Source organism: Spirosoma gilvum (assembly GCF_054776815.1).
This window is the reverse complement of record NZ_BAAHBH010000009.1, coordinates 109,770-126,384: the sequence shown is the minus strand read 5'-3', so window position 1 is coordinate 126,384 and position 16,615 is coordinate 109,770. Positions and strand designations below refer to the sequence as shown.

Below are 16,615 nucleotides of genomic sequence, written 5' to 3'. Positions count from 1 at the left end.
ATCAATGAAAATAGACTAAAAAGAAAAACAAATACAACCACAAAATATCTAAGAAATGCCAATACGTTGCTGCAATCTCAATTTGATTCAGGTTCTTGGCATGAATTCGGAGTCGAAACGCGGCTACTAAGGCAACCACCAGTACAATGATACCGGAGATGAGGTGAAAGCCGTGCAATCCCGTAAAAATGTACATGAACGAACCGGCCGGATTACCTACGAAAAATACATTTTCGTTAACCAAATCAACCCAACCCTGGAATTGCATGTACAAAAAAATCGCTCCAAGCACAAAAGTAATAGTTATCGCAATTTTCAGATTGCCAAAGTTGTCTTTTTTTGCAGACAAGTAGGCCCAATGCATGGTCAAACTACTAATGACCAGCACAACCGAGCTATAACTAAAAATAGACGGAATGTCGTACTCCAGCCAGTTTCCTTCTGCCCTACGTACCAAATAGGCACTGGTCATAGCCGCAAAAAGCATGATGATACTAACTATGAACAACCATAATATGAATTTACGGGGATTCATCGAGAGCGTTTCTTCCGGCTCTTCAACTAAAGTTATGTTACTTACTAATTCGCTCATGATTTGTTGTTATACTTTATCCAATAGATACACAATCTGTACGATAGGCAGATAAAGCAACGAACCAAACATCATTTGTAAGGCGGCCTTATCCGTACAGGTTCTCATCAAATGGAACGTTTGTGCCAGAAACAAGATTCCGCCAATCATTGCTACCAGTGCTGAATTTACGCCTGTCATTCCCAGAAAATAAGGTAGCCAGCCTATCGGAATTAGAAACAGCGTATAGATCATGATGCGGAAAGCCGTTTCGGTCGTTTTACCGTCGCCGGGCATCATCTGAATACCTGCTTTCTTGTACTGATCGAAAGCCAGCCAACCAATGGCCCAGAAATGTGGGAATTGCCAGAAAAACTGAATAGCAAACAAAATACCTGGAGCCCAGCCAAAATGATTTGTAGCAGCCACCCATCCAATCATAGGAGGAAATGCACCTGGTAATGCACCCACAAATACAGCAATTTGTCCTTTCCGTTTGAGCGGTGTGTAGACAAATCCATACAGGAGCAATGACAGAACTGCTAGTGCGGCTGCACGTATGTTGAAAACTTCAACAAACAGATAACAGCCAATCGCAAACAATATTAAAGCGAATGTAGCAGCCTCCCGTACTGTCAGTCGACCCGTTGGCAATGGCCGAACTGCTGTACGCTTCATTAGCTTGTCTGAATCTTTCTCGATAATCTGATTGATAATATTAGCCGCACCCGTTATAGCAATAGAGGCAACCACTAAAACGATCAGTTTCGCCCAGCTAACCTGATCAGTTGCTAAGCAATATCCAAACACACCAGAGAAGACAACAGCTAGAGTTAATTTCAATTTGATTAACTCAACGTACGCTTTCGCTTTGTCGCTGAATGTGCTTATTGTTATTATCTTCTCTGTTTCAAGCATGTGCTACTTCTATATGTCGCTTAACGTTCTTCGGCAAAAGAATACCTGGAGTTAATGCGAGTACTGCAATAAATTGTAAGCCGACTAAAAGGATAGCCAACAATAAATGAATTGGTTGGGCAACGGCTGGAACATTCAAATAAGCCATGATAACCCCTGTTCCTATCTCAAGCAAAAGACAAGCAAGCAAACCGTTCGCTATCCAACTCAACTTTTTGAATATGCCCAACTTCCGTAATTGATAAATTAGGATCAAATGACCGGCTAATACTACCAGCGAGAACGAACGATGAACATAAAAGCGCCAGTCCAGGCTACTAATCCAATTTTGACGTTGATTATAACCCAGTGTTTTAACAACCAGATCCAGCGCTTCTCTTACCTCAGTTCCTAAAACAATCTGTCCGATTGTTATCGTAGTCAGCCCTAAAGCTAACCACCGCAACCCGTTTTCTTTCCGTTCTGTCAGGTTTACGGCTAGCTGGGGAGCTTTTGAGCGAACCCACACAAATAATAGAGCAAAAACAACTAAAATAGCCAGCAGCATATGAATGGTTATCATGTACTGGGCTAATTCGGTCGATACAACTTTAGAGCCAAGCCAGCCGTTTAGGCCAATCAGGAAGAAAGCGGCAAAGCTTCCCCAGACAATGGTCCTATCCTTCTGCCAAAATGAAAATGAAGTCAATAGGGTAGCGAAAACAAAGAAGCCAGACAATACGCCAACTAAACGATTGGCATACTCGATCCAGGTTTTTACGGGATTGAATTCAATTTCACCTTTCAGCTTAGCACCGTATATCTCCTGATAATTAGCCGGTAGCTGGGAAATTTCAGTAGGTGGAACCCAGCGGCCAAAACATTTTGGCCAGTCTGGACAGCCCATTCCAGAGCCCGTCCCTCTGACAATTCCACCGGCCAGAATAACCAGATAGATTGCTATAATTGTCAGTAGAGCCAGGCTCTGGAAGCGCTGTTCCTGTTTATTAGTGAGGCTGTTTGAACTGGTCATTCAGGTTTTGAGCCTCAATTTCCTTCTCCAGACCGATTAACTCATTTTCATGAGGTAGGTTCGATTCTGGCGTTTGTGAGTAAGGCACGTTTTGAGGAATGAAATCATCCTTAGCACCTGGCTTACTATAGTCATACGCCCAACGGTAAACCGCCGGAATTTCACCTGGCCAGTTACCGTGACCGGGATTGATTGGAGCAGTCCATTCCAGCGTATTCGACTTCCATGGGTTTTGTGGTGCCTTTCGCCCTTTAATCAGGCTATACACGAAGTTATAGATGAATATCCACTGGGCTGAGAACGTGAAAATAGCAGCAAGGCTAATGAAGGCGTTCATGTCAGCGAAGATATTCTTCGTGAAGTCATAGCTCGTGAACGCATAATAACGGCGGGGGAATCCTGAAATTCCGATGTAGTGCATTGGGAAGAACACCAGGTAGATACCAATAAAGGTCAACCAGAAGTGAACGTAGCCAAGCTTCTCGTTCAGCATTCGGCCAAACATCTTGGGGAACCAGTGATAAACTCCAGCCAATAGCCCAAACGCCGAAGCAGCACCCATCACTAAGTGGAAGTGAGCAACCACGAAATAGGTATCGTGCAATTGAATATCTAATGCCGAGTTACCCAGGATAATACCCGTTAGACCACCTGAAATAAAGAATGATACCAGACCAATCGAAAATAACATAGCGGGTGTAAATCGGATATTACCGCGCCACAGTGTCGTGATATAGTTAAACGCTTTTACAGCCGATGGTACCGCGATGATCAGCGTCAGGAACATGAAGATTGAGCCCAGGAATGGGTTCATACCCGTCACGAACATATGGTGCGCCCATACTATGAATGCCAAGAATGCAATACCCATCATCGACGCAATCATGGCCCGATAACCGAAGATTGGCTTACGCGAGTTAGTTGCTATAATTTCGGAGGTCATACCCAAAGCTGGCAGCAGTACGATATATACTTCCGGGTGACCTAGGAACCAGAACAGGTGCTGGAACAGGATCGGGCTACCACCTACGTTTGGCAGCGCTTCACCCTTAATATAAATTTCAGACAGGTAGAAGCTGGTACCGAAGCTGCGGTCGAAGATCAGCAGCAGGGCAGCTGAAAGAAGTACCGGGAACGAAATCAGGCCAAGTACAGCCGTCAGGAAGAAAGCCCAGATCGTCAACGGAAGTTTGCTGAACGACATACCCCGTGTACGCAGGTTGATTACCGTTGTGATATAGTTAATACCACCCAATAGCTGCGATACAATAAACAAGGCCATGCTAATCAGCCACAAAGTCATACCTAATTCAGAGCCTTTGTGGGCTTGTGGCAATGCACTTAATGGTGGATAAATTACCCAACCACCTGCTGCAGGACCTGTTTCGATGAACAACGAACCGAGCATAAGCATACTGGCTATGAAGAAGAACCAGTAAGACAACATGTTCAGGAAGCCCGATGCCATATCGCGGGCACCTACTTGCAACGGAATCAGGAAGTTTGAAAAGGTTCCGCTTAAGCCGGCCGTCAATACAAAGAACACCATGATGGTTCCGTGCATAGTGACCAGCGCCAGATAGAAGTCGGGGTCAAGCTTACCGGTTTCGTTGATCCAGTTACCAAGAATTGGTCGCAGGAAATCCAGTTTCATAGCTGGGAAACCCAACTGAAGCCGGAACATTACCGATAGGCTAATACCAATGATTGACCAGATGATACCCGAGATCAGATATTGTTTGGCAATCGTTTTGTGGTCTTCTGAGAATATGTACGTGCGCCAAAAACTTTGAGGCTCATGGTGGTCATGCTCTGCTGCATGAGCCACAGTTGCCGAGTTAGCTGCTACAGTCGCCATAGTATTTGGTTTCTTGTAAGTTTAGAAATTAACGGACTGTAGCAGTGGCTACAGTCTCACCGTTTTTAACAATTGATGCCGTCGTCGTATCAGCAGGAGCAGCCGTTTCAGGCGCGGACAGGTACTTAGCTGCTTTTGCTTTCAAATTAGCAGGAATACGTGATGCCAACTCAGGAGTCGACGTCAGCAGAGGCTTCTGCTCTTTGCACCAAGCCTGCCAGGAGGCTTCATCTTCAACAACCAGCCGAATCCGCATGGAGAAGTGACCTTGCCCACAGACTTCTGTACAGGCGATCTCATACGTGAAGTTGGGGTTGCCGGTGATATTCTTCATTTCATCCGTCGTTTTATCGGCGGTGAACTGGAAACGCGTTGGCATACCCGGTACCGCATCCATTTTTACCCGTAGATGAGGGATGAATACACTATGCAAAACATCACGAGCCCGAATCTTCAGCAGAATTGGCTTGTTGACAGGAATATGCAGTTCAGAAGTCGACACAAAATCATCGAACGACGATTCATCTGTATAATCGATGCCGGTTTCGTTATTGCTGTCGATCAATTTGTAGTTGAACGCTCCCAGTTTATTGTTATCAACACCAGGATAGCGAGCAATCCAGTTGAATTGTTTTCCAACCAACTCAAATACCTGTGCATTTTCAGGGGCTTCGGCCATAATATCGCGCCATGCCCGCCATCCAGTGAATACGAGCAATGCCATAACAACGGCAGGGATCACTGTCCAGATTAATTCCAGCTTATGGTTTTCTGGATAGTAGGAAGCTTTATGACCTGGTCGGTACTGATAACGCCATGCAAAGAAGAACAAGAGTGCGTTGGTCACAATAAATGCAGCGGTAATAATGCTCATCGAGAGCCAGAACAGGAAGTCAGTATGCCGACCATGTGGACTGGAAGCTTCTGGAAGAAAAAACTGCCGTGCGTGCAGAAACGACCATGTTGCTGCAATCAAGCCTCCAACAAAAAAAACGATCATTAAGCCTGCATTCAGGCGGTTACTCAGGCCAATACGGTCTTCATCGACTGGACCACTGGCAGTCTGTACTACGGCAGCCATCCGAGAAATGACCATTACTGCCAGTCCCAGAAAGATTACCGATAATATAGCAATTATATAAACCATTGTTCTGTACAGTTATTGATTAAATATCGTGGTGCAGCGTTTCTTCCAGCATGGGGTGATTCTTCGGAATCAGGTTTGCCTTGGCCAATTGCGAATAAAGCGACCAAACAAATCCAGAAGCAAAAATCAGAATCATACCAAATTCCATAGGGCCGAATCCACCATGTTCGCCCACCGTTCCTGGCATAATATTGTTATAAAAATCAAAGTAGTGGCCAACAATAATGCACCAGGCTGCCAACTTCAGAATAATGTGCGTCCGTTTAGAATCCCGTGTCATCAGGATCAGGAATGGGAAAACGAAACACAAAAATATATTTACAATAAATGGAGCTTTGTAAATTCCACCATATCCACTAAAACGCTCCCGATAATAGATAGTTTCTTCCGGCAGGTTGGCGTAATAAATCAGCATGAACTGCGCAAACCACACATATGCCCAGAAGATGGTAAAAGCAAACATGAATTTACCAAGATCGTGCAGGTGGCTTTCGTTGATCCATTTCATATACCCCTGTTCGCGGAGTGTCACAACAGTTAGTGTAATAATCGCCAGGCCTGTTACGTGCCAGCTTGCCAGTGTATACCAACCAAACATGGTGCTGAACCAGTGTGTGTCGATCGACATCACAAAATCCCAAGCCGATGTCGAAGAGGTTACGCCAAATACTAATAAGAAGGCCGTACCAAACTTGATACTTTTTTCATAATAATCGGTTCCGCCATACAGATCTTCCTGCAAAGAGAAGTTGCGTAGCATCCGCCACAAACCGTACCAGAGTACAAAATACAGAATAACCCGAGTGAGGTAGAAAGGCGTATTCAGAAATCCTTTTTTGCCGTTTATGATCGGATCAAACTCAGGACTGGCTTTATCGTACAGGCCGGGATGTGTCCAGTGAAACATATCATGACCAGCAAGGAAAAATACAAGTAATATAGCAATTCCTGCAAACGGCAAAAAGGCGGGCATTGCTTCAGGAATACGTTTGAAAGCAACTGACCAACCTGCTTGCGCCAAATAATTATATGACATGAAAAACATACCGATGACTGAAGCGCCTGCAAAGTAAACAGCGTTCAGCCAAACATTAGCCCATAAGCGATTGGTCCATTTATAAGCATGATGTGCGCCTTCGTGAGCCTCATGGCCACCGGCTTCATGAGCCGCCACATGAGTTTCATGTGAACCAACTCCTGATGCCAGAAGGTAAGCACCGATTGCTACCAGCGCAACTCCAACTCCAAGGCCAATCATGATTCGGCGCTTGGACTCTGCGGTAAATTCAAATTCTTCGTCTAAGGACGGTATTGCGTGAGCCGATGCCATTCTTAACAGTTTTCAGTTTTCAGTTTTCAGTCATCCGGTAGGTTAATCTTCTTCAAGCGCCCCCTAGCCTATGAACTCAAAATTATCCTTGTTGTAATTTATGTACGTACTGCACAATTTTCCACCGATCTTCTGGTGTAATCTGCGAACCATGGGGCCACATTCGCCCTTTACCATTCGTAATTACGTGGAAGATGTGTCCATCATTTAGCGTTTTCAGCGCGTCAGACGAATAGTTAGGCACCCCTTTGTATTCTTTCCCGACCAGGCCATCGCCTTTACCCGTTTCGCCGTGGCAATGACTGCAATAACGAGTGTATAATGCTTTGCCTTCGGCTAGTGACATCTCAGTTTCCGGAATCGGATTTACTAAAACACGCTCGGCGATTTCAATACTGTCTGCCGGAATGTTATAAATCATCAAATCGGTTTTAGCATCAGCGCCTTCTCCAAACGTCGTATGATAGTTTGGGCGAGCTACTGTACCCTGTGCAGGCAGACGCATATTCAGCCCCTGCGGGTTAATCGTGTTTGGCCGAATCTGACGGTATGGCTCATAACCTACCGCATCGTACATCTGAGGAGCATATTCAACCCCGGTATTATCATGACCTCGTTTACAGGCGGCTCCTGTAAATATCAGTCCAATAATAGCCAGCGCGGTTACACTTGTATGTTTCGTAATCATTCCCATTCTGAATATTAGAACTGCTTAACATTTACTTCAGCAGCGCCTGATTTCTTCAGAATCTGCTCAATATCACTTTCACCGATATTATTTTGGTTGAGGTCAATTGCCATCGCAAATTTATTATCGGTCGTTCGGAGGTCAAACATGAGAGGTTTCACAGTCGGGCCCATGCCATTCGATACCAGAAAGGTACCGACCATTCCCAGGGCACAGATAAGTACTGTCAATTCGAAAAAGATCGGCACATACACAATCGGTGAGTACGAATCTTTACCCCCTACAATCATTGGCCAGTCGAAACCTTCGGCATAAAACGTCAGGGCAAGCGCACAGAGTGTACCGGTCATACCGAATAGGAAGGCGGCAATACCCAGCCGTGTACGAGGATGACCCAACGCAACGTCTAATCCGTGAATAGGGAAAGGTGAATAGACTTCATGAATCCGAACACCTGCATTTTTAACTTCTTTAACGGCCTGTAATACTACATCATCATCGTCGAAGATGCCGACCAGAAATTTACCGTTATCGTGTGCGTCTGACATACTTTTTATTCAGTTTCAGGTTTCAGGTTTCAGGTCTTACGTCTGCAAGCGATCAGAAACCGCTCCGGCAGCCCGGCTGAAACCTATAACTTTGTTTATTCTACGTCCTTGTTAAATGTTGGATTCGCAACGCGCTCACCTTTCGCAACGCCAGATACCGAAACTGGTAATTTCTCCGACGACGACTTGATGATGGTTTTTACTTCGGCCATGTTTACTACTGGCAGGAATTTCGAGAACAGCAGGAACAAGGTAAAGAAAAGACCGAACGAGAAAATGTAGTCGCTAATGTCGAACAAAGTTGGGTGGAACATTGCCCAGCTCGATGGCAGATAATCGCGGTGCAGTGAGGTAACGATAATTACAAACCGCTCGAACCACATACCAATGTTTACGATAACGGAAAGTACGAACGTCCAGACAATGCTCCGGCGAATAGCCCGTGACCAGAAAAGCTGTGGCGTAATTACGTTACAAGTCATCATGGCCCAGTATGCCCACCAGTAAGGACCCGTAGCCCGGTTGATGAATGCATATCCTTCAAATTCAACGCCCGAATACCAAGCAATGAAGAACTCCGTCAGATACGCTACCCCTACGATCGAACCGGTCAAGGTGATTACCTTGTTCATCGACTCAATGTGCTCAACAGTAATATAATCTTCCAGCTTAAATACGACCCGGATAATGAGCACCAGGTTTTGTACCATCGCGAATCCAGAGAAGATAGCACCAGCAACGAAGTAAGGTGGGAAAATGGTGGTGTGCCATCCCGGAATAACCGAGGTAGCAAAGTCCATACTTACAATCGTGTGTACCGAAAGTACGAGTGGGGTAGAAAGACCGGCCAGAATCAAGCTCATGTATTCATAACGAGCCCATGTTTTTGCCGAACCGTTCCAGCCCATAGCAAACGCACCATAGATATAGCGCGATACTTTGCTCTTTGCCCGGTCGCGGATGGTAGCCAGGTCAGGAATAAGACCCATATACCAGAATACCAGCGATACAGTAAAGTATGTGCTGATCGCAAATACGTCCCAAACCAGTGGCGATTTGAAGTTTACCCACAACGAACCCAGCGTATTGGGCAGTGGTAAACACCAGTAAGCTACCCAGGGCCGACCAGCGTGCATCATAATGAAGCTGGCAGCACAGATAACGGCGAAGATGGTCATGGCTTCAGCAGCCCGGTTTACAGCCGTCCGCCATTTTTGACGGAACAGTAGCAGAATAGCCGAAATCAGCGTACCTGCGTGACCGATACCTACCCACCATACGAAGTTCGTGATGTCCCAGGCCCAGCCGACAGTTTTGTTCAGCCCCCAAACGCCCAGACCTTCCCACCACGTCCAGAACAGACAGGCCGTTCCGTAAGTGAGCACAATCACTGCAATCGTGAAGGCAATGGTCCATTCACGAGTCGGATTGCCCTCAACCTGCTTACTAATATCCTCCGTTACGTCGGCGTAGGTTTTGCCACCGGTAACGAGAGGAGTTCTTACAGCTGATGTAACATGCGACATATACTTACTGTATTTACGATTTACGATGTACGACTTAATAACTTCGGGTGTTTACCCCGTCCATCATGAGCCGTAACTGATTTTATGCGTGAGTTTCCTTAACAGCTTCTTCTTTCTTAGGCTCCTCGTCCTTATTCCGAATTTTCGTCAGATACGAGATTTGTGGCCGCACGTTGATTTCTTCCAGTACGTGGAAGGCACGACCTTCCTGCTCAGCCGTCACTATCTTCGACACGGTGCTTTCTGGGTTATTCAGATCACCAAAGATAATAGCATTCGTTGGGCAAGATTGTGAGCAGGCGGTCTGAATTTCATCAGCACCTAACCGACGACGTTCTTTCTTAGCCGTCAGCTTACCTTCCTGAATCCGTTGTACGCAGAACGAGCACTTTTCAATAACACCCCGTGAACGAACCGTTACATCTGGATTAATGACCATTTTACCCAGGTCATTGTTAAAATGATAATCGAAATTATCATTATCGAAGTATTTAAACCAGTTGAACCGGCGCACTTTATACGGACAGTTATTCGCACAGTAACGGGTACCAATACAACGGTTGTAGGTCATTTGGTTAAGACCTTCCGTGCTGTGGGTCGTTGCTAATACTGGACATACCGTTTCGCAGGGAGCATTACTGCAGTGCTGGCAAAGCATTGGCTGGAACGTTACTTCTGGATTGGCCGAAGCTACTTCCAGTGCAGTATAGTCCTCAACATCGGCATCGCTGCTATAGTATCGGTCGATCCGCATCCAGTGCATCTCACGACGACGAAGTACTTCTTTCCGACCAACAACCTGAATGTTATTCTCTGCATTACAGGCAACAACGCAGGTACCGCAACCAATACAGGAGTTCAGGTCGATAACCATACCCCATGAGTGGTTTGGCTTACCATAACCGTTCCAAAGGGTAATATCGGTTGGCGTAACAGGGCCTTCTGAGGTTTGAACTTTAGGCTCGTAACGACCCGCTTTCGGATTCTTTTGGTAAGCAGCCAGAACAGTTTCCTGTAATACCGCCTTACGCGCCATTACCGTCTCGTGCGTCTGGGTTTGCGCAATTTCGTGCGAACCACTGGCTTTTTCTACTTTAGCACTGAAAGCCGAGTAGGTAGCATAGCCGCCGGTCAGACTAGCGAATGGGAAAACATTTTTACCAACGCCGTTAGCCGATTTACCAGCTTTCTCACGACCGTAGCCAATTGCAATTGACACTGTATTATCGGCTTGTCCAGGCTGTACCAGTACAGGCAATTCAACCGACTTACCGTTAACCGTTACGGTCACCATGTCGTTTTGAGCAACCCCCATTTCTTTCGCCGTTTTCTGCGAAAGACAAGCGTAGTTGTCCCAGCAAGCTTTCGAAACAGGGTCAGGTAGCTCTTGTAGCCATGGGTTGTTCGCCATAGCGCCCGAACCTACGCCTACTTTTTCGTACAGAGACAGTTCCATACCGGTGGTTGGCTTATACCGTTGTGCGATACCAGCCGCAGCTTGCGCCACGTTTCCAGCAAAGGATGCTCCACCCGCACTAGCAGTTCCAGCATTTGGCTCAAACACGCCATCGTTCAGGCACTTAACCCAGAATGCGTCGAATGAGCTAAAACCTGATGCCTGCGAGTAGTGGTTAGCACGCCAATAGTTTTTCAGGTAAGCCTGATAATCGGCTGACTTACCAGCCCATTTCAGCAGACTTGACTGATACTGACGGGTTTTGAAAATCAGTGTAATAGCTGGCTGCATTAGGCTGAAATAGCCTTGCTTTGGCTCAGCATCGCCCCAGCTTTCCAGATAATGGGGAGCGGGAGTAATGTATTTTGCTAATGATGCGGTTTCATCGGCCCGGTCGGCAAACGAAACAGACAGTTGAATCTTAGGCAGTGCTTCGGCCAGTTCGGCACCCCGTGGGTGATCATAAACTGGATTAGCATCAATGAAGAACGCTGCTCCAACACGACCACCTTTAGCCTCATCGATAAAGGCGTTCATCTGCTGATCATTACCCTGACGATAATTGACCGGCGTATTGATGTCGATCGTGGTGCCGTAGCTACCCAACAGATTGTTCAGCGCGTTGACGATGGTTTGAACATTCGGATCATTCGAACCCGAAACAACCAATGCTTTACCACGCGAATTCGCCAGATCAGTAGCGGCTTTGTCCAGGTTAGCCACATCAACCGACGGGGTGCTCAACGAACCGCCACCTACTTTAGCCGCGACTTTATTATAGAGTGCAGCAACGACCAATCCTTCCTGCGATGGTTTGATAGCTGTGCGGTAGTCAGCATTAGCACCTGTCATCGACAGGCCCGTCTCAAATTGATAATGGCGCGACATGGTTTTCTTACCACCGGCCATTGCACCCACCTGACGCCCTTTGGCATAGGCGCCCATGTATTCGATCGGAGCAATCCAGCTTCCTAAGAAATCAGCGCCAATACTAACGATCGTTTGCGCTTTGCTGAAATCATACGAAGGGATGACAGCCTTACCAAACGACGCCTGATTGGCCTGAGCAATCCCGAACACCGAATTAGCATCGTACGTAATATGACGAGCCGTTGGGTATTTGGCTACGAAATCAGCGATAACTGCTTTAGTGGCCGGACTAAGAATGGTAGACGAAACAATGCGAATCGCTCCACCTTTAGCTGCCACTGAGCTCAGTTGGCTAAGAATTTCACGGTCGGCTGTATCCCAATCGATGTCAGCATCACCGCGCTTTGGGCCTTTCAGTTTGTCAATATCGTAGAGAGAAAGAACCGAAGCCTGCGCTCGTGCGGTCGTCTTTCCTTTCGATATAGTTGATGATGGGTTCCCTTCAATTTTGATGGGTCGACCTTCGCGGGTTTCTACCAGAACAGAAACATAATCGCCACCCTCAGCGAAGGTGGATGCGTAATAGTCAGAAATTGAGGGGAAAGTAAATTCCGGTTTGTTGATATACGGGATAGCTTTATGAACCGGCGTTTCACAGGCGGCCAGCGATACAGCGGCCATCCCAAATCCCATTACTTTCAGAAAGTCACGGCGTTGGGTGTTTGAGCCACCGAGTAAACCTTCCAGGTCGTTCGACGATTCGCTCAGGTCGGGATTTGCAAATTCGCTGTCGGCATTCTTGACAAACGTAGCGTCATTGCGTAACTCCTCGAGCCCTTTCCAATACCGTTTAGATGTATTTTCCATGCGTGTTGTATGCGGTAAGTACCCTATTGGTTGAGCTGGCCTACGCGGCCCGGTGGATTAATAGTGACATTTAGAACATTCAAGACCGCCAATGTTAGCTACTTTGAGCGGCTCTTTGCTTTCTTTCCGGTGCAACGCCACGAGCTTGTCGTAGTAGGCGTTGTCTTTTGTGTTCACATCCGTCCGGCGGTGGCAATCGATACACCAGCCCATGGTCAGTGATGAACGGGCTTCAACCACTTCCATCTTCTCAATTTCACCGTGGCAGGTCTGACAGGCTACGTTTCCAACGTTTACGTGCTGTGCGTGGTTGAAGTAAGCCAGATCAGGAAGATTATGCACCCGAACCCATTCGATAGGCCGGTTTTCTTCAATTGCCGTATAGATCTTCTGAATTTCTGGCGACTCTTTTTTGATAACACCGTGGCAATTCATACAGATGTTGGCAGCAGGAATAGTAGCATTTTTGCCTTTCTGCGCACCAGTGTGGCAGTAGTTACAATCGATTTTGTACTGACCAGCATGCAGTTTGTGCGAATAGGCAATAGGCTGCTTGGGAGCGTAGCCCTGTTGGATACCTATGCCATAAGCACCGTCAAAGGTTTCTTTCGCTACAACCAGCAAAAACAACCAGATAACGATGGAACGCAGTGTAGGATTATTGAACGCGTTTGACAGACCTGTCTTAAGCCGCTGGCCGAAGTTCGAAGACACGTCAACGCCTTCAACCGTAGTAGGGGCTACTGCTTTCGACAGGATGCTTACAATGGCTAGCAGAACGCCAAGCACGAGCAACATTACGATCAGCAAAGCAACCAGTACAAATGTAAACAGCTCTGATGGGCCACCAGATGTAGACGATCCACCGCCTACGCCTTCAGTGTTTTTGCTGGTATCACCTCCAACAGCTGCAGCGGGAGCTTTGTTTGCTCCGTCGATGTAAGCCAGGATACCGTCGATATCGGCGTCTGTCAGGCTAGGGAAGCTCGACATCTGCACTTTACCATTAGCGTTGAATACCTGGTTGGCATACTGGTCGCCCGAAGCGATCAAAGCAGATGAATTCCGAATCCACTTGTGTAACCAGTCTTTACCGGGAGCACGGGACTCAATACCTTTCAGACCTGGGCCTACTACTTTATCGGCTGTTACCGAGTGACATTGGGCACAATTGTTAGTAAATAAGGTCTTCCCTTTTTCGGCATCTGCACCACCAGCAGGTGCGGCATCCTGTGCTCTCAACGAACTATTGGAAACCAATAGCATGAGCGATAGGATTAGGGCCCCGCCAAGCTTGTATAAACGACTCATTTTATGAACTATATTAATTGAGTGAATCAACATAATCACTACCGCTTTTTATTTAGCGCCCAAAAGTACGACACGATTGCTGTATAGGCAAAAGTTGGTGTTTAGTTATTTGAGCACTCGTTTTTATTTATATTCTTTCTAATTAAGAACCTTTTATCAACTATTACGTCCGTTTAACAAAATCCTGCTTGTTTTGTCGACAATAAAAAATACCATCCTGCGCGAGTTCTGTTGAAGTCGGACAAGATGGTAAAGTTGGCAATAGTCTTATTGATTATGAAGAGGTTCCGAGCGGATTCGAACCGCTGTACGAGGTTTTGCAGACCACTGCCTAGCCACTCGGCCACGGAACCTTGGTATCCCTTTACATGCAAGGGTCATGCATTAGGGACTGCAAAGATATGATTTTATCTGGTTTTTCGAAAACCGATTCTAAAAAAAATGCTCCTGACTAGACCAGTCAGGAGCATTTTTTAAAACAAAATTAATCTGAATTAGTTACGACCTTCCATTTGTTCTTTCAGGGCCGCCAGTGCATCCAGATCGCCAAGAGTAGCACCGCGCTCAGGCGCTGGTGTTGAACCGGCTTTAGGAGCAGAAGCTTTTGCAGCTTTAGGCTCTTTAACAGGCTCATTTTTCTCCTGCCATGCTTTCGTATGCGACAGCATGATGCGCTTCTCTTCTTTCGAGAACTCAGTTACTTTGAAATCGAGCGTTTCGCCAACTTCAGCAAAGGTTCCATCTTCTTTCGACAGATTCTTCAGCGACGAGAACCCTTCGATACCGTAAGGCAGTTCGAGCGTGGCCATCTTGTCGTTTTTGCTCAGGATGGTGCAACGGTGAATCGTACCAACAGCGAATACGGTTTCGAACGTATCCCATGGGTTCTCTTCAAGTTGCTTGTGACCCAGCGCCAGACGACGGTTGTCGACGTCCAGTTCCAGTACAACCACTTCGAGTTCGTCACCTACTTTGATGAAGTCTGAAGGATGCTTGATCTTCTTCGTCCACGACAGATCCGATACGTGTACCAGACCGTCGATGCCTTCTTCCAGTTCGAGGAACAAACCGAAATTAGTTAGGTTACGGACCACACCTTTGTGCTTCGTACCAACCGCATATTTCGTACGCAGTTCTGGACGAGTCCAGGGATCTTCGGTCAGTTGCTTAATGCCTAACGACATCTTGCGGTCAGAACGGTCGAGCGTCAGGACAACCGCTTCAACTTCGTCGCCCACTTTCAGGAATTCCTGTGGGTTACGCAGGTGCTGCGACCACGACATTTCTGATACGTGGATCAGCCCTTCTACGCCTGGCATGATTTCGAGGAACGCACCGTAATCGGCTACGTTCACGATTTTGCCTTTCACTTTCGAGCCAACCTGAATATCTTCTGCTAGCGCATCCCATGGATGAGCCTGAAGTTGCTTCATGCCCAGCGAGATCCGCTTTTTGTCTTCGTCGAAGTCCAGAACCACCACGTTGACTTTCTGGTCGAGGTGCAGTACTTCCGATGGATGGCTGATACGACCCCACGAAATGTCCGTGATGTGTAGCAGACCATCGACGCCACCAAGATCGATGAACACACCGAAATTGGTCATGTTCTTGATAACGCCTTCGAGTACCTGACCTTTTTCGAGGTTGTTCAGGATTTGAGCACGTTGTGCTTCCAGGTCTTTCTCGATCAGGACTTTGTGCGAAACGACTACGTTATCGTTAGCATAGTTGATCTTGACGACTTTAACCTCCATTTTCTTACCAACAAAGATGTCGAAGTCACGAATTGGCTTAACATCGATTTGCGAACCTGGTAAGAACGCTTCTACACTATAAATATCGACAATCAGACCACCTTTGGTCCGGCGTTTTACGAAACCATCGATAACGAGATCTTCGTCGAGCGCACGCTGAATTTTCTGCCATGCGGTAATCACTTTCGCTTTTTTGCGCGAAAGCACCAACTGGCCATTCGGGTCTTCCTGATTTTCTACGTAAACTTCAATTTCATCACCCATTTTCAGTTCGGGTATATCCCGGAATTCTGAAGCAGGTACCAAGCCATCCGACTTAAATCCAATGTTGAGTAATACTTCCCGATCCGTTATCCCAACGACGGTTCCCATTACTACTTCTTTTTCTTTAACTTCCGACAGTGTATTGTCGTACATTTCCAACATCCGGTTGCGCTCGGCATCCGAATAGCCACTCCCAAATCCTTTGTTGTCTGCGCGGTCCCAATCAAATGCCGGCAGTTCGCGTTGCTGCGTTTTGCTCATAAAAAAAGGTTTCCTGACCCACTCAGTACATCAGCCCGTAGGTCAATGGCGGACTGACTTTTGGTTATAAATTGTTTACCTATGAAAAAGGCCTGCAAAGATAGCAATTGCTTTTAGAAAAAAGTTTCTAAAAATGCAAAAGTCATTGAAAAAGAGGGAAAAAGCAGGAAGGGACGAAAGGAGTAAAGGATTTGCCCGCAGCATTTCCCTTATTCCTTTCGTCCCTTCCTGCTT

The 16,615-nt window shown here is 46.6% G+C and carries 12 protein-coding genes and 1 tRNA gene; all 13 read right to left on the bottom strand.

Features of this window, described 5'->3' with window-relative positions:
- Position 1: 1 nt before the first annotated feature.
- Positions 2 to 592, bottom strand: a complete 591-nt coding sequence (locus tag ACYVFD_RS22830) for a cytochrome c oxidase subunit 3 (RefSeq protein ID WP_461092823.1) — start codon at positions 590 to 592, stop codon at positions 2 to 4.
- A gap of 9 nt (positions 593 to 601) precedes the next feature.
- A complete protein-coding gene (gene cyoE / locus ACYVFD_RS22825) occupies positions 602 to 1,489 on the bottom strand; it encodes a heme o synthase (protein ID WP_461092822.1) in 888 nt (295 codons plus the stop codon).
- The gene (locus tag ACYVFD_RS22820; RefSeq protein ID WP_461092821.1) at positions 1,482 to 2,501 is read right to left on the bottom strand and encodes a COX15/CtaA family protein; all 1,020 of its coding nucleotides are present in this window, start codon (positions 2,499 to 2,501) and stop codon (positions 1,482 to 1,484) included. The genes cyoE and ACYVFD_RS22820 overlap by 8 nt, the downstream gene beginning before the upstream one ends.
- The gene (locus tag ACYVFD_RS22815; RefSeq protein WP_461092820.1) at positions 2,476 to 4,359 is read right to left on the bottom strand and encodes a cytochrome c oxidase subunit I; all 1,884 of its coding nucleotides are present in this window, start codon (positions 4,357 to 4,359) and stop codon (positions 2,476 to 2,478) included. The genes ACYVFD_RS22820 and ACYVFD_RS22815 overlap by 26 nt, the downstream gene beginning before the upstream one ends.
- A gap of 28 nt (positions 4,360 to 4,387) precedes the next feature.
- Positions 4,388 to 5,506, bottom strand: a complete 1,119-nt coding sequence (locus ACYVFD_RS22810) for a cytochrome c oxidase subunit II (protein WP_461092819.1) — start codon at positions 5,504 to 5,506, stop codon at positions 4,388 to 4,390.
- Positions 5,507 to 5,525: 19 nt separating this feature from the next.
- Entirely contained in the window at positions 5,526 to 6,836 is a 1,311-nt protein-coding gene (locus ACYVFD_RS22805; RefSeq protein ID WP_461092818.1) for a quinol:cytochrome C oxidoreductase, read from the bottom strand.
- A gap of 82 nt (positions 6,837 to 6,918) precedes the next feature.
- Entirely contained in the window at positions 6,919 to 7,524 is a 606-nt protein-coding gene (locus ACYVFD_RS22800; protein ID WP_461092817.1) for a c-type cytochrome, read from the bottom strand.
- 14 nt (positions 7,525 to 7,538) lie between these two features.
- Entirely contained in the window at positions 7,539 to 8,072 is a 534-nt protein-coding gene (locus tag ACYVFD_RS22795; protein ID WP_461092816.1) for a DUF3341 domain-containing protein, read from the bottom strand.
- A 95-nt stretch (positions 8,073 to 8,167) separates the two neighbouring features.
- Positions 8,168 to 9,598, bottom strand: coding sequence for an NrfD/PsrC family molybdoenzyme membrane anchor subunit (gene nrfD / locus ACYVFD_RS22790; protein ID WP_461092815.1), 1,431 nt, complete (start codon positions 9,596 to 9,598; stop codon positions 8,168 to 8,170).
- Positions 9,599 to 9,680: 82 nt separating this feature from the next.
- A complete protein-coding gene (locus ACYVFD_RS22785; RefSeq protein WP_461092814.1) occupies positions 9,681 to 12,791 on the bottom strand; it encodes a TAT-variant-translocated molybdopterin oxidoreductase in 3,111 nt (1,036 codons plus the stop codon).
- A gap of 57 nt (positions 12,792 to 12,848) precedes the next feature.
- Positions 12,849 to 14,135, bottom strand: a complete 1,287-nt coding sequence (locus tag ACYVFD_RS22780) for a c-type cytochrome (RefSeq protein WP_461092813.1) — start codon at positions 14,133 to 14,135, stop codon at positions 12,849 to 12,851.
- A 249-nt stretch (positions 14,136 to 14,384) separates the two neighbouring features.
- Positions 14,385 to 14,455 (bottom strand) — tRNA-Cys (locus ACYVFD_RS22775).
- A 141-nt stretch (positions 14,456 to 14,596) separates the two neighbouring features.
- Complete coding sequence (gene rpsA, locus ACYVFD_RS22770) at positions 14,597 to 16,381, bottom strand: 30S ribosomal protein S1 (RefSeq protein ID WP_461092812.1); 1,785 nt, start codon at positions 16,379 to 16,381, stop codon at positions 14,597 to 14,599.
- Positions 16,382 to 16,615: the final 234 nt, after the last annotated feature.